This is a genomic window from Streptomyces sp. NPDC015144, assembly GCF_043079735.1.
Lineage (GTDB): Bacteria > Actinomycetota > Actinomycetes > Streptomycetales > Streptomycetaceae > Streptomyces.
Genome location: NZ_JBIBUU010000013.1, coordinates 72,159 through 87,349 on the forward strand (window position 1 = coordinate 72,159; position 15,191 = coordinate 87,349).

Consider the following 15,191-nt stretch of genomic DNA (forward strand, 5'->3'; position numbering starts at 1 on the left):
GAAATGCAACAAGTAGTAACAAGCCCCCGTTGTGTAGCGGCCTAGCACGCTGCCCTCTCACGGCAGTAGCGCCGGTTCGAATCCGGTCGGGGGTACAGATCCTTCCCGCGAGATCACCTGGGTCGCACCCACGATCTCGATGCAGGATCGCTAGGGCCCCCGTTGTGTAGCGGCCTAGCACGCTGCCCTCTCACGGCAGTAGCGCCGGTTCGAATCCGGTCGGGGGTACTGGTAACACCATGGGCTATGGTGTAATTGGCAACACTACGGTTTCTGGTACCGTCATTCTAGGTTCGAGTCCTGGTAGCCCAGCGCAGAAATGCAACAAGTAGTAACAAGCCCCCGTTGTGTAGCGGCCTAGCACGCTGCCCTCTCACGGCAGTAGCGCCGGTTCGAATCCGGTCGGGGGTACAACAGAGAAACAGTCAAAGGCCCTTCGCTTCGGCGGAGGGCCTTTCTGCTGCACCGGGCGCCGGGGCGCCCGGCCGGTCAGAGACCGTAGCGCCGGGCCGACTCCTCCTCCTGCGCCATCCTGCGCAGCGCCATCAGCAGCGGCTCGTACAGCACGATCGAGGCGACCGCCGCCTCCACCTGCTCCGCCTCCGTCGGATACGTCTCCATCATGTCCAGGTCCTGGACGGCGACTTGGTGCATCAGGCGGGCGTGCTCGGTGAGGTAATCCACGTCACAGGGGTAGCCGAGGCGGATCAGGGTCGCCACCGAGGACACCAGGGCGCGGTACGCGGGGGAGAGGGTGCCGATCTCCTGCGAGGTGGCCCAGCCGAGCCCCTCCAGCAGCTGCTCCACGGCCTTGCGGGCGGCCACCGTCTCCGGGGCCTCCTCGTCGGCGTCCGGGCCGTTCGGGAGCGCCCAGAGCGCCGCGCCCAGCCTGATCGTCCGGCCCAGGGAGTCGTCGTCGACGTGGGAGAGGACCTCGCGCGCCGTGGCCACCGGGAGGCGCCCCACCTGGATCAGGGCCCGTACGAGGCGCAGCCGGCGCAGATGGCTCTCGTCGTACTCGGCCTGCGTGGCGGTGATCCGGAGGCCGGGGTGCACCAGGCCCTCCCGCAGGTAGTACTTGATCGTCGCGGTGCTGACCCCGCTCCGTTCGCTCAGTTCCGAGAGCCGCATGTGCCGTGCCTTCCCTTGCGCCATCCCTTGGGCAGTGGCACTATCCAATCATTGGATAGCGTCACTCTCCAACGAAGCAGGGGGCTGATCGTGTTCACGAAACCGATTGCGGGACGGACCACCGCCGCGGCCGAGGGGGAGGTGGTGGTGCTGCTGATCGGGATGCGGATCAACCACTTCCGGGGCGTGCGCCACTGGGTGCCGGTGTTCGCCGCGATGGTGCGCATGCTGCGGGAGTTGGGGCGGAACAAGGAGCGCGGGCTCCTGGGGCACACGTTGCTGACCGGCTCGCCGCGGACGTACTACGTCGTCCAGTACTGGGAGTCGAAGGAGAAGCTGTACGCGTACGCGAGCGCGCCGGACATGTTCCACCGGCGGGCGTGGGCGGCGATGAACCGCAAGGAGCACAAGTCCCGGCAGCACGTGGGGCTCTGGCACGAGACGTACATAGTCCCCGAGGGCGGCTACGAGGCGATCTACGCGGACATGCCCGCGTACGGCCTCGCGCGGGCGACGGGGGTGCTGCCGATCGAGGGGCGGGGGCGCAGGGCCGCGGACCGGCTCGCGCACCGCTCGGGCGCGAAGTAGCAAGAAGGAGCGGGCGCCGGGAAGAAGGCCGCCACGACGCTGGGGCGGCCGGGGAAGGGGAGGGGTGCGGCGGGTCAGCCGTTGCGGCGCAGGGCCTCGCTGAGCCGGGCCGCCGAGTCGATGACCGCCTGGGCGTGCATCCGGCCCGGGTGCCGCGTCAGCCGCTCGATCGGTCCGGAGACCGAGACGGCGGCGACCACCCGGTTGGACGGGCCGCGCACCGGCGCCGAGACGGAGGCCACGCCCGGCTCGCGCTCGCCGATCGACTGGGCCCAGCCGCGGCGCCGTACGCCCGAGAGGGCCGTGGCCGTGAAGCGGGCGCCCTGGAGGCCGCGGTGCAGGCGCTCCGGCTCCTCCCAGGCCATCAGGATCTGGGCCGAGGAGCCGGCCTTCATGGTGAGCGTGGAGCCGACCGGCACCGTGTCCCGCAGACCGGACAGCCGCTCCGCCGCCGCCACGCAGATGCGCATGTCACCCTGTCTGCGGTAGAGCTGCGCGCTCTCGCCGGTGATGTCGCGGAGGTGGGTGAGCACCGGGCCCGCCGTGGCCAGCAGGCGGTCCTCGCCCGCCGCCGCCGCGAGCTCCGCCAGCCTGGGGCCGAGGATGAACCGGCCCTGCATGTCCCTGGCCACCATCCGGTGGTGTTCCAGCGCCACCGCCAGCCGGTGGGCCGTGGGCCGGGCCAGCCCCGTCGCCGCGACCAGCCCGGCGAGAGTGGCCGGACCGGACTCCAGGGCGCTCAATACCAGAGCTGCCTTGTCGAGAACGCCTACGCCGCTAGAGTTGTCCATACGACGATACTCCCGTCTCACTCTGTGAAACGCAAGTTCAATTATCGGCGGAAGTTGCGAACCTGGGGAAGCGGCCGCACAACGGCCCGCAGCCGTCGCCCCGCCCGGGGGGCCGGACGGTGGCGCACCGAATCTCTAGTTGAGCCGGCGAAGACGCCGGCCGGAGGGAAAGCGATGGGTAGGACACTCGCGGAGAAGGTCTGGGACGACCATGTCGTCCGGCGCGCCGAAGGCGAGCCCGATCTCCTCTTCATCGATCTGCACCTGCTGCACGAGGTGACCAGCCCCCAGGCCTTCGACGGCCTCCGGCAGGCCGGACGGCCGGTGCGGCGCCTCGACCTCACCATCGCCACCGAGGACCACAACACCCCGACCATCGACATCGACAAGCCGATCGCCGACCCGGTCTCCCGCGCCCAGTTGGAGACCCTGCGCAAGAACTGCGCGGAGTTCGGCGTGCGGCTGCACCCGCTGGGCGACGTCGAGCAGGGCGTCGTGCACGTGGTCGGCCCGCAGCTGGGGCTGACCCAGCCCGGCACCACCGTCGTCTGCGGCGACTCCCACACGTCCACGCACGGCGCCTTCGGCGCGCTGGCGTTCGGCATCGGCACCAGCCAGGTCGAGCACGTGCTGGCCACCCAGACGCTGCCGCTGGCCCGCCCGAAGACCATGGCGATCACCGTCGACGGCGAGCTGCCCGACGGCGTCTCGGCCAAGGACCTGATCCTCGCGGTCATCGCCCGGATCGGCACCGGCGGCGGCCAGGGCTACATCCTGGAGTACCGGGGCGCGGCCATCGAGAAGCTCTCGATGGAGGCCCGGATGACCGTCTGCAACATGTCGATCGAGGCCGGCGCCCGCGCGGGCATGATCGCCCCGGACGAGACCACCTTCGCCTACCTGAAGGACCGGGACCACGCCCCGCGGGGCGAGGACTGGGACGCCGCCGTCGCGTACTGGAAGACGCTGCGCACCGACGACGACGCGGTCTTCGACGCCGAGGTCGTCATCGACGCCGCGGAGCTGGCCCCGTTCGTCACCTGGGGCACCAACCCCGGCCAGGGCGCCCCGCTGTCGGCCAACGTCCCCGACCCCGCTTCGTACGAGGACGCCTCGGAGCGCACCGCCGCCGAAAAGGCCCTGGAGTACATGGGGTTGACCGCCGGGCAGCCGCTGCGCGAGATCGCCGTGGACACCGTCTTCGTAGGCTCCTGCACCAACGGCCGGATCGAGGACCTGCGCAACGCGGCCGCCGTCGTGGAGGGCCGCAAAGTCGCCGACGGGGTACGGATGCTGGTCGTCCCGGGCTCCGTCCGGGTCGCCCTCCAGGCCGTCGAGGAGGGCCTGGACAAGGTCTTCACCGCCGCGGGCGCCGAATGGCGGCACGCCGGCTGCTCGATGTGCCTCGGCATGAACCCGGACCAGCTGGCCCCCGGCGAGCGCTCCGCCTCCACCTCGAACCGCAACTTCGAGGGCCGGCAGGGCAAGGGCGGCCGCACCCACCTGGTCTCCCCGCAGGTGGCCGCCGCCACCGCCGTGCTGGGCCACCTGGCCTCGCCCGCCGACCTGTCCGACGTCCGCACCCCCGCCGGAGTCTGAGAACCATGGAAGCTTTCACCACGCACACCGGCCGGGCCGTCCCGCTGCGCCGCAGCAACGTCGACACCGACCAGATCATCCCCGCCCACTGGCTGAAAAAGGTCACCCGGGACGGCTTCGAGGACGGACTCTTCGAGGCCTGGCGCAAGGACCCGGACTTCGTCCTCAACCGCCCCGAGCGGGCGGGTGCCACGGTCCTGGTCGCCGGGCCCGACTTCGGCACCGGCTCGTCCCGCGAGCACGCCGTGTGGGCGCTGCAGAACTACGGCTTCAAGGCCGTGATCTCCTCCCGGTTCGCCGACATCTTCCGTGGCAACTCGCTGAAGAACGGGCTGCTGACCGTGGTCCTGGACCAGTCGGTGGTGGACGCGCTCTGGGAGCTGACCGAGGCCGACCCCACGGCCGGGATCACCGTCGACCTGGAGGCCCGCCAGGTCCGCGCGGAGGGCGTCACCGTCGACTTCGAGCTCGACGAGAACTCCCGCTGGCGGCTGCTGAACGGCCTGGACGACATCAGCCTCACCCTTCAGAACGAAGCGGACATCGCGGCTTACGAGGCGGCCAGGCCGACCTTCAAACCGCGTACAATTCAAGCCTGAGCAGCACGTTTCCCGGACTGCGCCCCCTGCCATCTGGTAGGGGGCGCAGTCGCTTGTTGAGACCCTGTCGGGCGACAACTCGCCCCAGATGGCACAATCGGTGCATGGGACGCGACAGCCAACTCAAGCTTTACGGCCAAGTCGCCGACCGATTGAAGGAAGCGCACACAGTCGTGCGTGAACTGCAAGTCCCGGAGGGCGTACGGATGGCGCTCTCCCGGAAGCTGTTGGCCATCACGGCCGCGGCTAAGCACGATCTCCCGGGCGCGGCAAGGCGTCTGGACCGGTTGATGAAGGACCTCGATGAGGGCCGATTCCCCGAAGGTGACTGACTCTGCGGAACTGCGCAGCAGTCGACTTCGTTGCGGCACTAGGGTGATTAGCCCGTTTCGTGTTTGATTTGCGGTATATATCTGCCTAACGTGCGAAAACGCTTGAACACATTCGTTCTGGCAATGTCTCCGAAGGGGAAGACGTGAACAAGGCGCAGCTCGTAGAAGCGATTGCCGACAAGCTCGGAGGCCGTCAGCAGGCCGCCGACGCCGTCGACGCGGTGCTCGACGCGATGGTCCGTGCGGTTGTCGCGGGTGACCGGGTCTCGGTCACCGGCTTCGGCTCGTTCGAGAAGGTCGACCGCCCGGCCCGCTACGCCCGTAACCCGCAGACGGGTGAGCGCGTGCGGGTCAAGAAGACCTCGGTGCCCCGCTTCCGTGCGGGTCAGGGCTTCAAGGACCTGGTGAGCGGCTCGAAGAAGCTCCCCAAGAACGACGTGGCCGTCAAGAAGGCGCCCAAGGGCAGCCTCTCGGGCGGTTCTTCCACGCGTACGACCGCCAAGGCCGCGGCCAAGAAGGCCACCGCCAAGAAGGCCACGGCGAAGAAGGCGACGGCGAAGAAGGCCACCACCGCGGCGAAGACCACGGCGGCGAAGAAGACCACCGCCAAGAAGACCACGGCCGCCGCCGCGAAGAAGGCCACGGCGAAGAAGACCACCGCTGCCGCGGCGAAGAAGGCCACGACCGCGAAGAAGGCCGTCGCCGCCAAGACCGCCCCCGCCAAGAAGGCGACGGCGAAGAAGGCGCCCGCGAAGAAGACCACCGCGCGCAAGACCACGGCGAAGAAGGCCACCGCGCGCAAGAAGTGAGGCCGAGCAGCGCACGGTCTTTCTCACACGCGCCGGGCCGGGTTCCCTTCGGGGAGCCCGGCCCGCGGGCCGTTACGGGGGTGCGGGGCGCACGGGCCGCAGGGCCCCGGTCTCCGAAAGCCGCGGTGTGCCCGGAAGTCCGCGCTCAGAAGGTCTGCAGCGTCACCAGGGTGATCCGCAGGGCCGCGCCCTCGCCGGTGCCCTCGATGCGCACCCGCTGCCCCGGACGCAGCAGCCTCAGCCCGCCGGCGTCGAAGGCGCGGGCGTCGAAGTCCACCGGCGTGCCGTCGTCGAGCAGCACGCTGCCGCAACGGGTCTCGGGGTCGTAGGTGTACGAGGTGGCCTGCATGGGCGCCAGCCTAACGGTCCGGAGCGGCGGCCGCCGCGGACCGGTGCTCCGCCGTGTACGCCCCGACCCCCAGGGCCGTCGCGGCCCGCAGATCGTCGCCGGTGTCCACGTCCTGGCGCACCGAATCGATGCCCGGCAGGTCGATTTCCACCGCCCCGGAGCCCAGATGGCGGGCGCGTGACGGGCCGCCGAAAGCCGGGCGCAATTCCACCCCGGGGGCGGCCGAAAGAAATGTTGTCCCGATTCCTGCCGCATCGGTCACAAATGCGCGGGGGAATTTCGCGGAAAAATCGAGGACCCGGGCCAATTCATCGGCGCGCAGCGCGGGCAGGTCCGCGTTGAGTGCGGCGACCGCGGCCCGGGGCCGGCCGGCCCGTACGGTCCGCTCGCCGTGCGCGAGCGCGGCGTTGAGCCCGCGGCCGGGGGCGTCGGGGGCGACCCGGGCCCCGAGCGCGGTGAGCGCGGTCCCGGCCCGGGGATCGTCCGTGACCACCACCACATCCAGCACCGCCGGGCAGGACAGCGCGGCGGCCACGGTGTCCCGGGCGAAGGCGAGGGCGAGTCGGGGGCGCAGCACCGGTCCGACCGCGGCGGCCAGCCTGCTCTTGGCCAGGGCCAGGGGCTTCAACGGGACGACCAGGGACCAGGACCCGGTCGGGTCGGTGTTCGTGGCGATCTCCCCCTCGGTGGGCTTCGCCGCCTATTCTCGCCTGCCGACGCGGGAACGCGGAGGAGCGGGGAGTCGGTCCGCACCCGGGGAGGCGGTCCGGAAAGCGGGGCGTACGGTGTTCTCGACAGAGCAGGGGCCTGGGGCGAGACTTGACCCTCGGTAGCCAGGCAGAGATCAAGTTCTTGGAAGTCCCTAGAGGAAGGTGTCCGAGTGTCCCGCCGCAGAATCGGCTTCTGGTACCGCCTGGCGGCGGTCATCGCAAAACCGCCGCTGGTGGTTCTGTTCAAGCGTGACTGGCGGGGGACGGAACACATTCCGGCCGACGGCGGATTCATCACCGCGGTCAACCACAACTCCTATCTGGACCCGCTTTCCTACGGCCACTTCCAGTACAACACCGGCCGGGTGCCACGGCTCCTCGCCAAGGCCGGACTTTTCAAGACCCCCTTTGTCGGAATGATGCTGCGCGGCACCGGACAGATCCCGGTGTACCGCGAGTCGACCAACGCCCTGGACGCCTTCCGGGCGGCCGTCGACGCCATCGAGCGCGGCGAGTGCGTCGCCTTCTACCCCGAGGGCACGCTCACCCGCGACCCCGACATGTGGCCGATGGCCGGCAAGACCGGCGCCGCCCGCGTCGCGCTGATGACGAAGGTCCCGGTCATCCCCGTCGCGCAGTGGGGCGCCAACCTGGCCATGCCCCCGTACGCCAAGGAGCACAAGCTCCGGCTCTTCCCCCGCAAGACCCTTCAGGTGCAGGCCGGACCGCCCGTGGACCTCTCCCGGTTCTACGACGAGGAGCCCACGCCCGAGGTCCTGCGCGAGGCGACCGAGGTCATCATGGCCGCGATCACCGAGCAACTGGAGATCGTGCGGGGCGAGAAGGCCCCCGAGCACCCCTACGACCACCGCAAGGCCCGTGCGGAGCAGCGGCGCAAGGCCGAAGGAGAGGGACGCAAGTGACGCAGCCCGTGAAGGCCGCCGTCTTCGGAACCGGTTCCTGGGGTACCGCCTTCGGCATGGTCCTCGCCGACGCCGGCTGCGAGGTCACCCTCTGGGGCCGCCGCGCCGAGCTCGCCGAGGCCGTCAACACGACCCGGACCAACCCGGACTACCTGCCGGGGATCGAGCTCCCGGCCTCGGTCCGGGCCACCACGGACGCCGTCGAGGCGCTGGACGGCGCCGACTTCGTCGTGTTCGTGGTGCCCTCGCAGACGCTGCGCGCCAACCTCGCCGAGTGGTCCCGGCACATCGCCCCCGACACCGTGCTCGTCTCCATGATGAAGGGCGTCGAACTCGGCACCGCGAAGCGGATGAGCGAGGTCATCGAGGAGGTCGCCGGGATCCCCGCGGACCGGATCGCCGTCATCACCGGCCCCAACCTCGCCCGGGAGGTCGCCGAACGCCGCCCCGCGGCCGCCGTCGTCGCCTGCCCGGACGAGGCCGTCGCCCGACGCCTCCAGGCCGCCTGCCACACCTCCTACTTCCGCCCGTACACCAACACCGACGTGGTCGGCTGCGAACTCGGCGGCGCGGTGAAGAACGTGATCGGTCTCGCGGTCGGCATCGCCGACGGCATGGGCCTCGGCGACAACGCCAAGGGCTCGCTGATCACCCGGGGCCTCGCCGAGACGACCCGGCTCGGCCTCGCCATGGGCGCCGACCCGCTGACCTTCTCCGGACTCGCGGGCCTGGGCGACCTGGTGGCCACCTGCTCCTCCCCGCTCTCGCGCAACCACACCTTCGGCACCAACCTGGGCAAGGGCATGACGCTCCAGGAGACCATCGCCGTCACCAAGCAGACCGCCGAGGGCGTCAAGTCCTGCCAGTCGGTGCTCGATCTGGCCCGGCGGCACGGCGTCGACATGCCGATCACCGAGACGGTCGTCGGCATCGTCCACGAGGGCAAACCCCCGATGGTCGCGCTGGCCGAGCTGATGTCGCGCAGCGCCAAGCCCGAGCGGCGCTGAGCCGTCCGGCCCCGGAACGGGCCGGACACGACCGGAGCGGTGAACGTCCGGGGCCACCGCTCCGGGCCGACCCGGCGACGCTGACGCGCGAGGTACCAGCAGGTACGCTCAACCCGATATGAGCAGCGAGAACCTCCCCCAGAGCCCGGAGCGGCAGCTCCGCAAGCCGCGCGTGGCCGTCGTGTTCGGCGGCCGCAGTTCCGAACACGGCATCTCCGTCGTCACGGCCGGCGCCGTCCTGAACGCCATCGACCGGACCAAGTACGACGTCCTGCCGATCGGTATCACGGCCGACGGACGCTGGGCGCTCACCGCCGACGAGCCCGAACGCATGGCCATCACGGACCGGACGATGCCGGACGTGGCCCAGCTCGCCGACTCCGCCGAGGGGGTCGTGGCGCTCTCCGCCGACCCCCGCAGCCGCGAGGTGACGTACACCGAGCCCGGCTCCGTCCCCAAGGCGCTCGGCGAGGTCGACGTCGTCTTCCCCGTACTGCACGGCCCGTACGGGGAGGACGGCACGCTCCAGGGCCTGCTCGAACTCTCCGGTGTGCCCTACGTCGGCGCCGGCGTGCTCGCCTCGGCCGTCGGCCAGGACAAGGAGTACATGAAGCGGGTCTTCACCTCCTTCGGACTGCCGGTCGGCCCCTATCTGGTGGTCCGGCCCCGCGAGTGGGAGAACGACCCCTCCGGTGCCCGCAGGCGCATCATGGACTTCGCCGGTGAGCACGGCTGGCCGCTCTTCGTGAAGCCCGCGCGGGCCGGTTCGTCGATCGGCATCACCAAGGTCGACGACCCGGCCGGGCTCGACGAGGCGATCGAGGAGGCCCGCCGCCACGACCCCAAGTTCCTGATCGAGTCGCTGCTGCGGGGCCGCGAGATCGAGTGCGGGGTGCTGGAGTTCGAGGACGGGCCGCGCGCCAGCGTGCCCGCCGAGATCCCGCCGGTGACCTCGCACGAGTTCTACGACTTCGAGGCCAAGTACATCGACTCGGCCCCCGGCCTCGTGCCCGCCCCGCTCACCGAGGAGCAGACCGCCGAGGTCCAGCGGCTCGCGATCGAAGCCTTCGAGGCCACCTCCTGCGAGGGGCTGGTCCGGGCCGACTTCTTCCTCACCGAGGACGGCACGTTCGTGATCAATGAGGTCAACACCCTGCCCGGCTTCACCCCGATCTCCATGTACCCGCGGATGTGGCAGGAGAGCGGCGTGAGCTACCAGGAGCTGGTGGACCGGCTGATCCAGGCCGCGCTGCGCCGCCCGACCGGCCTGCGCTGACCTTCCCGGGGCGGGGTCCGGCGCTGTTGCGGCGCCGGACCCTGCCCTACAGCCCGGGAACCGTCCTGCTGATGGGCGCGCCGAACGCGGCCAGCGGGCTCGCGTCGTGCGCGTACGCCGCCGAGAGCGTCACCTCCACGTACGCCTTGCGGTACGTCGTCGTGAACCGCGGGCCACCGTCCTTCGACCGCTCCAGCAGCCAGTTGACGCCGTTCGCCTCGGTGCCCTTCGCCATGGGGTCGTCCATCTTCGCGGGCCGGGGGACGCCGCAGCGCAGTACGATCTCCCCGTCCCCCCATTCGGCGGTCAGTTCGGACTTCGGTCCGGCGTCACCGCGGTCGAGTCCGGCAACGGTCCTCGGCAGCTCCTCGTGGAGTGCGCGGCAGTACGCCGCGGCCTGCGCGGAGGGTGTGGGAACCGTGATCGACCCCGCGGCGTCCGTCGAGGAACAGCCCGCCGCGGCCAGCAGCGAAGCGGCCACGGCCAGGCCGGGGAGCACGGGACGGCGGAGGAACCGGCGCGATGAGGTCACCGGCCCAGCGTAGACGGGGACTACAGATGGACGACCGGGCAGGTCAGGGTTCGGGTGATGCCCTCCACCTGCTGGACCTTGGCGACCACCATGCGGCCCAGCTCGTCGACCGTGTCGGCCTTGGCGCGGACGATCACGTCGTAGGGGCCGGTGACGTCCTCTGCCTGCATCACTCCCGGAACTCGGGAGATGGTCTCGGCGACGGTCGACGCCTTGCCCACCTCGGTCTGAATAAGGATGTACGCCTGTACCACGGAACCTCCAGGGCGGCCACGAGGATCATGCGGGGGAAGAAAGGGACGCCACGTTATCGCGTCACCGCGTGCCACGGGGAGACCTGGGATGCGTTGACGTCCACCGCGTGGCGCGTACCGCACACAGGTTGACGTGTCTTCCGACACTACCGACAGCAGGGACGGCCCGCGACCGCTGGCACGGCGGTCCGGAAGGGGCACGGGGATGACCAGGGCGGGCGGAGCGGACCGCTCCCGGCGGCGGCCGGCCGCGCCCCGGCACCCCGGCCGCCGAAGCAGCCGGACGAGGGTCCGGCGCTACAGATGAGAGGTGAGACTCGGTGAAGGGAACCGTGGGCGAGTTGGGGGAGTTCGGGCTCATCAGGGAGCTCACGTCCCGGCTCACCACCACTCCGGCGGTACGGCTCGGCCCCGGCGACGACGCCGCGGTCGTGACCGCTCCCGACCGCAGGGTCGTGGCCAGTACGGACATCCTGTTGGAGGGGCGGCACTTCCGCCGCGACTGGTCGACCGCGTACGACGTCGGCCGCAAGGCCGCCGCCCAGAACCTCGCCGACATCGCCGCCATGGGCGCGGTGCCCACCGCGCTGCTGCTCGGCCTGGTCGTCCCGGCCGAACTCCCGGTCACCTGGGCCGGGGAGTTGATGGACGGCATCCGCGACGAGTGCCAGGTCGCGGGCGCGGCCGTGGTCGGCGGGGACGTGGTGCGGGGAGACACGATCACCGTCTCGATCACCGCGTTGGGCGACCTGCGCAACCACGAACCGGTCACCCGGGCCGGCGCCCAGCCCGGCGACGTCGTCGCCGTCACCGGCTGGCTCGGCTGGTCCGCCGCCGGGTACGCCGTCCTCTCCCGGGGCTTCCGCTCGCCGCGCGCCTTCGTCGAGGCCCACCGCCGCCCCGAACCGCCCTACCACGCGGGCCCCGCGGCCGCCGGGCTCGGCGCCACCGCCATGACGGACGTGAGCGACGGGCTCGTCGCCGACCTCGGGCACATCGCCGAGGCCAGCAAGGTCCGGATCGACCTGAGGGCCGGGCTCATCGACATCCCCTCCCAGATGTCCGACATCGGGCAGGCCGTCGGCGTCGACCCGCTCCAGTGGGTACTGACTGGCGGCGAGGACCACGCGATCGTCGCCACCTTCCCGCCGGACGTGAAGCTGCCCGCCCGCTGGAAGGTGATCGGCGAGGTCCTCAACCCCTCCGCGCTGCCGCAGGTCACGGTCGACGGGGCACCGTGGACGAGCAAGGGCTGGGACCACTTCGGGGACATCGAGGACGCCCAGTAGATTGCGGCGTATGCCGATACCCGCACCCGCCGCCGCACCCGCCCGAGTACTCACCGTCGCCGGATCGGACTCCGGCGGCGGTGCGGGCATCCAGGCCGACCTGAAGACCATGCTGGCCCACGGGGTGCACGGGATGAGCGTGCTCACCGCCGTCACCGCCCAGAACTCGCTGGGGGTCCAGGGCGCCTGGGAACTGCCGGCCGAGGCGGTCCGCGCCCAGTACCGCAGCGTGGTCGACGACATCGGGGTGCAGGCGGTCAAGACCGGGATGCTCTCCTCGGCCCTCCTGGTGGAGACGGTGGCCGAACTGCTCGCCGGTACCGCCGCCCCGGCCGTCGTCGACCCGGTCGGCGTCTCCAAGCACGGCGACCCACTGCTCGCCGCCGAGGCCCTCGACTCCGTACGGACGAAACTCCTGCCGGTCGCCACCGTCGCCACCCCGAACCTGGACGAGGTGACCCAGCTCACCGGGGTCCGGGTGGCGGACGGGCCCGGGATGCTCCGGGCCGCCGCCGCCCTGCTGGAGTTCGGCCCGCGCTGGGTCGTCGTCAAGGGCGGGCACCTCCCCGGCGACCCCGTGGACCTGCTCACCGACGGCACCGAGGAGCACTGGCTGCCCGCCCCCCGGCACGACAACCGCCACACCCACGGCACCGGCTGCACCCTCGCCTCCGCGATCGCCTGCGGACTGGCCCTGGGACAGGACGTGCCCACGGCGGTACGGGGAGCGAAGGATTACGTCACCGGGGCCATCGCGGCGGGCTTCCCGCTCGGCGCCGGGATCGGCCCGGTCGACCACGGCTGGAGCACCCGCCAGGGCTCCTGAGCACAGCAAAAAGCCGGTCCACCGAGGTGGACCGGCTTTTCGGGCAACCGGAAGGCTGCGCTACGACGGGAACGTCAGCGCGCGACCTTGCCGGCCTTGATGCACGAGGTGCAGACGTTGAGCCGCTTCGGCGTCCGACCGACCACGGCACGCACGCGCTGGATGTTGGGGTTCCAGCGACGGGACGTACGGCGGTGCGAGTGCGAAATGTTGTTGCCGAAGCCCGGCCCCTTGCCGCAGACGTCGCAGTTGGCAGCCACGGGTCACTCCAAAGACTTCAGATGCACTTACAGTGAAATCCGGCGCGCCGGAATCAGGTGACTGAAGTGGCGGTACCGGAGGGATGGCCCGATTTTCATCGGGCAACCGAAGCAGCATACAACGGCCGCTTCGGTAGAACGAAACTACCACGGGTTCCACCCCGACCGTCCCGACCCCTGTCCCCGCCCCGCCCCGGACCCGGGGCTACGCTGCCATCCAGCCGGCCGCCCACGGCCGCACCAGAGGAGGACCGACAGGTGCCGCAGACCGCCGACGACATGGACGCCGTCGCGGTGCGTACCTGGTGCTCCCTGGCGCTGGAGGCGCTGGGCCGGGAGCGCGCGGCGATCGACGCGATCAACGTGTACCCGGTCGCCGACGGCGACACGGGCACCAACCTCTACCTCACCGTGGAATCCGCCGCCGGGGCCGTCGAAGCGGTCTTCGCCGCCCACGAGACCGGCGCCACCGCCCCCGACACCGCCGACGCGGTACGGGCCATGGCCCACGGCGCCCTGATCGGCGCCCGCGGCAACTCCGGCACGATCCTCGCCCAACTGCTGCGCGGGATGGCCGGCGAACTGGCCCTCGGCCATGACGCCGACCACCTGCGGCGGGCCCTCGCGGTCGCCGCCGCGGCGGCCCGGCAGGCCGTCGCCCACCCCGTCGAGGGCACCGTCCTGACGGTGGCCGCCGCGGCCGCCGACGCCGCCGCCCGCACCGGGGACGCCGCCCGGCCCGCCGAGGTCGCCCGTGCCGCGTACGACGGGGCGCGCACCGCCCTGGAGGCCACCCCCGGACAGCTCGCCGCCCTCGGCCGGGCCGGTGTCGTGGACGCCGGGGGGCGCGGGCTGGTGGCGGTGCTCGGGGCGCTCGTCGAGGCGGTCGGCGGGCGGGTCCCGGCGGCGGCGGCGGAACCGGTCCGCCGGGTCCCCGCGGTGCCGGAGCCGGGCGACTGCGCTGCGGCGGACGGGCCCGCCTTCGAGGTGATCTACCTGCTGGAGGCGTCGGACGAGGCGGTGGACCGGCTGCGGGACCGGCTCGACGGCCTCGGCGACTCGCTCGTGGTGGTGGGCGGCGACGGACTGTGGAACGTCCATGTGCACGTCGACGACGCGGGCGCGGCCGTGGAGGCCGGGGTCGAGGCGGGACGCCCGTACCGCATCCGGATCACCCACTTCGGCGCGGACCGGACCCAGCCCCACGCCGAGCCCGCGCAGCGCGCCGTCGTCGCGGTCGTCCCCGGCGAGGGGCTCCGCGGGCTGTGCGAGGAGGCCGGGGCCACGACCGTGCTGGCCCGCCCCGGCGAGCCCCCGGCCAGCGGTGAACTGGTCGACGCGATCCGCCGGGCGCACGCCCGCGAGGTGGTCCTGCTGCCCAACGACGCCGAGTTGCGCCACACCGCCGCCGCGGCCGCCGAGCAGGCCCGTACGGAGGGGATCCGGGTCGCCCTCGTCCCCACCCGGGCCGCCGTCCAGGGCATCGCGGCGCTCGCCGTCCACGAACCGGGCCGCAGCTTCGACGAGGACGTGGTGGCGATGACCGCCGCCGCCGGAGCCACCCGCTACGCCGAACTCGCCGTCGCCGAACGGCAGTCCTGGACCATGGCGGGCATCTGCCAGGCCGGCGACGTACTCGGCCTGATCGACGGCGACGTCGCCGTCATCGGCGAGGACGTGGTCCGGACCGCCCGCGCCGTACTGGACCGGATGCTGGCGGCCGGCGGCGAACTGGTCACCCTGGTGCTGGGCGAGGACGCCCCCGCCGGCCTCGCGGAGGCGCTGGAGGAGCACGTGCGCGAGGGCTACCTGGCGGTCGACACGATGGTCTACCCGGGCGGCCACCGGAGCGCTCCGCTCCTCATCGGGGTCGAGTAGGGCCGGCGGGCGGTACGGGATTCCCGGGCCGCGGCGGT

Annotated in this window: 18 protein-coding genes and 4 tRNA genes; 15 read left to right on the forward strand and 7 right to left on the reverse strand. The window is 71.6% G+C overall.

Going from position 1 to position 15,191, the window contains the following annotated elements; all coding sequences use genetic code 11:
• Nucleotides 1-22: 22 nt before the first annotated feature.
• From ACF08W_RS22115 to ACF08W_RS22130, 4 genes are all read left to right on the forward strand, one after another.
• Nucleotides 23-95, forward strand: a tRNA-Glu gene (locus tag ACF08W_RS22115).
• A 60-nt stretch (nucleotides 96-155) separates the two neighbouring features.
• Nucleotides 156-228: transfer RNA gene (locus ACF08W_RS22120), tRNA-Glu, on the forward strand.
• Between the two features lie 12 nt (nucleotides 229-240).
• Nucleotides 241-312, forward strand: a tRNA-Gln gene (locus tag ACF08W_RS22125).
• A gap of 26 nt (nucleotides 313-338) precedes the next feature.
• A tRNA-Glu gene (locus ACF08W_RS22130) sits at nucleotides 339-411 on the forward strand.
• 78 nt (nucleotides 412-489) lie between these two features.
• Here the strand turns inward: ACF08W_RS22130 and ACF08W_RS22135 are convergent.
• Entirely contained in the window at nucleotides 490-1,131 is a 642-nt protein-coding gene (locus ACF08W_RS22135; protein WP_352276259.1) for a MerR family transcriptional regulator, read from the reverse strand.
• 90 nt (nucleotides 1,132-1,221) lie between these two features.
• Between ACF08W_RS22135 and ACF08W_RS22140 the strand changes: the two genes are divergently transcribed.
• Nucleotides 1,222-1,719 carry a DUF4188 domain-containing protein gene (locus ACF08W_RS22140; protein ID WP_392280283.1) on the forward strand — a complete coding sequence of 166 codons (498 nt, stop codon included), beginning with the start codon at nucleotides 1,222-1,224 and terminating at the stop codon, nucleotides 1,717-1,719.
• A 74-nt stretch (nucleotides 1,720-1,793) separates the two neighbouring features.
• On the opposite strand, the gene ndgR is transcribed toward ACF08W_RS22140, so the two are convergent.
• Nucleotides 1,794-2,510, reverse strand: a complete 717-nt coding sequence (gene ndgR, locus ACF08W_RS22145; RefSeq protein WP_030928691.1) for an IclR family transcriptional regulator NdgR — start codon at nucleotides 2,508-2,510, stop codon at nucleotides 1,794-1,796.
• A 174-nt stretch (nucleotides 2,511-2,684) separates the two neighbouring features.
• On the opposite strand from ndgR, the gene leuC reads away from it, so the two are divergent.
• The 4 genes from leuC (at nucleotide 2,685) to ACF08W_RS22165 (ending at nucleotide 5,849) form a co-directional block, all read left to right on the forward strand.
• Entirely contained in the window at nucleotides 2,685-4,109 is a 1,425-nt protein-coding gene (gene leuC, locus ACF08W_RS22150) for a 3-isopropylmalate dehydratase large subunit (protein ID WP_385211840.1), read from the forward strand.
• Between the two features lie 5 nt (nucleotides 4,110-4,114).
• Nucleotides 4,115-4,708, forward strand: a complete 594-nt coding sequence (leuD, locus tag ACF08W_RS22155) for a 3-isopropylmalate dehydratase small subunit (RefSeq protein WP_352276264.1) — start codon at nucleotides 4,115-4,117, stop codon at nucleotides 4,706-4,708.
• A 104-nt stretch (nucleotides 4,709-4,812) separates the two neighbouring features.
• Nucleotides 4,813-5,040: a hypothetical protein gene (locus tag ACF08W_RS22160; protein ID WP_352276266.1), complete on the forward strand. Its 228-nt coding sequence runs from the start codon at nucleotides 4,813-4,815 to the stop codon at nucleotides 5,038-5,040.
• A 143-nt stretch (nucleotides 5,041-5,183) separates the two neighbouring features.
• On the forward strand, nucleotides 5,184-5,849 hold the full coding sequence (locus ACF08W_RS22165) for an HU family DNA-binding protein (protein WP_352276268.1): 666 nt from the start codon (nucleotides 5,184-5,186) through the stop codon (nucleotides 5,847-5,849).
• A 145-nt stretch (nucleotides 5,850-5,994) separates the two neighbouring features.
• Here ACF08W_RS22165 and ACF08W_RS22170 read toward each other — a convergent pair whose 3' ends face one another.
• Nucleotides 5,995-6,198, reverse strand: coding sequence for a hypothetical protein (locus tag ACF08W_RS22170; protein ID WP_352276269.1), 204 nt, complete (start codon nucleotides 6,196-6,198; stop codon nucleotides 5,995-5,997).
• Between the two features lie 10 nt (nucleotides 6,199-6,208).
• Nucleotides 6,209-6,826: a 2-phospho-L-lactate guanylyltransferase gene (gene cofC / locus ACF08W_RS22175; RefSeq protein WP_385211844.1), complete on the reverse strand. Its 618-nt coding sequence runs from the start codon at nucleotides 6,824-6,826 to the stop codon at nucleotides 6,209-6,211.
• A 252-nt stretch (nucleotides 6,827-7,078) separates the two neighbouring features.
• Here cofC and ACF08W_RS22180 point away from each other — a divergent pair, with 252 nt between their 5' ends.
• The 3 genes from ACF08W_RS22180 (at nucleotide 7,079) to ACF08W_RS22190 (ending at nucleotide 10,114) form a co-directional block, all read left to right on the forward strand.
• The gene (locus ACF08W_RS22180) at nucleotides 7,079-7,831 is read left to right on the forward strand and encodes a lysophospholipid acyltransferase family protein (RefSeq protein WP_392280284.1); all 753 of its coding nucleotides are present in this window, start codon (nucleotides 7,079-7,081) and stop codon (nucleotides 7,829-7,831) included.
• Nucleotides 7,828-8,838 carry an NAD(P)H-dependent glycerol-3-phosphate dehydrogenase gene (locus tag ACF08W_RS22185; RefSeq protein WP_366296063.1) on the forward strand — a complete coding sequence of 337 codons (1,011 nt, stop codon included), beginning with the start codon at nucleotides 7,828-7,830 and terminating at the stop codon, nucleotides 8,836-8,838. Before ACF08W_RS22180 ends, ACF08W_RS22185 begins: the two co-directional genes overlap by 4 nt.
• Before the next feature lie 118 nt (nucleotides 8,839-8,956).
• On the forward strand, nucleotides 8,957-10,114 hold the full coding sequence (locus tag ACF08W_RS22190) for a D-alanine--D-alanine ligase family protein (RefSeq protein WP_352276274.1): 1,158 nt from the start codon (nucleotides 8,957-8,959) through the stop codon (nucleotides 10,112-10,114).
• A gap of 46 nt (nucleotides 10,115-10,160) precedes the next feature.
• Here the strand turns inward: ACF08W_RS22190 and ACF08W_RS22195 are convergent, their stop codons facing one another.
• Nucleotides 10,161-10,646 carry a DUF3515 domain-containing protein gene (locus tag ACF08W_RS22195; RefSeq protein ID WP_392280285.1) on the reverse strand — a complete coding sequence of 162 codons (486 nt, stop codon included), beginning with the start codon at nucleotides 10,644-10,646 and terminating at the stop codon, nucleotides 10,161-10,163.
• 20 nt (nucleotides 10,647-10,666) lie between these two features.
• Nucleotides 10,667-10,900 carry an Lrp/AsnC ligand binding domain-containing protein gene (locus tag ACF08W_RS22200; protein WP_352276276.1) on the reverse strand — a complete coding sequence of 78 codons (234 nt, stop codon included), beginning with the start codon at nucleotides 10,898-10,900 and terminating at the stop codon, nucleotides 10,667-10,669.
• Nucleotides 10,901-11,220: 320 nt separating this feature from the next.
• Here ACF08W_RS22200 and ACF08W_RS22205 point away from each other — a divergent pair, with 320 nt between their 5' ends.
• Together ACF08W_RS22205 and thiD are read left to right on the forward strand one after the other, a co-directional pair.
• The gene (locus ACF08W_RS22205) at nucleotides 11,221-12,189 is read left to right on the forward strand and encodes a thiamine-phosphate kinase (RefSeq protein ID WP_352276277.1); all 969 of its coding nucleotides are present in this window, start codon (nucleotides 11,221-11,223) and stop codon (nucleotides 12,187-12,189) included.
• A gap of 10 nt (nucleotides 12,190-12,199) precedes the next feature.
• A complete protein-coding gene (gene thiD / locus ACF08W_RS22210) occupies nucleotides 12,200-13,015 on the forward strand; it encodes a bifunctional hydroxymethylpyrimidine kinase/phosphomethylpyrimidine kinase (protein ID WP_392280286.1) in 816 nt (271 codons plus the stop codon).
• 74 nt (nucleotides 13,016-13,089) lie between these two features.
• Here thiD and rpmB read toward each other — a convergent pair whose 3' ends face one another.
• Nucleotides 13,090-13,275: a 50S ribosomal protein L28 gene (gene rpmB / locus ACF08W_RS22215; protein WP_030928661.1), complete on the reverse strand. Its 186-nt coding sequence runs from the start codon at nucleotides 13,273-13,275 to the stop codon at nucleotides 13,090-13,092.
• 258 nt (nucleotides 13,276-13,533) lie between these two features.
• Here rpmB and ACF08W_RS22220 point away from each other — a divergent pair, with 258 nt between their 5' ends.
• Nucleotides 13,534-15,153, forward strand: coding sequence for a DAK2 domain-containing protein (locus ACF08W_RS22220; protein ID WP_385211853.1), 1,620 nt, complete (start codon nucleotides 13,534-13,536; stop codon nucleotides 15,151-15,153).
• Nucleotides 15,154-15,191 lie beyond the last annotated feature (38 nt).

Bases quoted from the DNA above. Each gene is read 5' to 3' on its own strand.
- ACF08W_RS22135 (WP_352276259.1), bottom strand. From the start codon at position 1,131: ATGCGGCTCTCGGAACTGAGCGAACGGAGCGGGGTCAGCACCGCGACG.
- ndgR (WP_030928691.1), bottom strand. From the start codon at position 2,510: ATGGACAACTCTAGCGGCGTAGGCGTTCTCGACAAGGCAGCTCTGGTA.
- leuC (WP_385211840.1), top strand. From the start codon at position 2,685: ATGGGTAGGACACTCGCGGAGAAGGTCTGGGACGACCATGTCGTCCGG.
- leuD (WP_352276264.1), top strand. From the start codon at position 4,115: ATGGAAGCTTTCACCACGCACACCGGCCGGGCCGTCCCGCTGCGCCGC.
- ACF08W_RS22160 (WP_352276266.1), top strand. From the start codon at position 4,813: ATGGGACGCGACAGCCAACTCAAGCTTTACGGCCAAGTCGCCGACCGA.
- ACF08W_RS22170 (WP_352276269.1), bottom strand. From the start codon at position 6,198: ATGCAGGCCACCTCGTACACCTACGACCCCGAGACCCGTTGCGGCAGC.
- ACF08W_RS22190 (WP_352276274.1), top strand. From the start codon at position 8,957: ATGAGCAGCGAGAACCTCCCCCAGAGCCCGGAGCGGCAGCTCCGCAAG.
- thiD (WP_392280286.1), top strand. From the start codon at position 12,200: ATGCCGATACCCGCACCCGCCGCCGCACCCGCCCGAGTACTCACCGTC.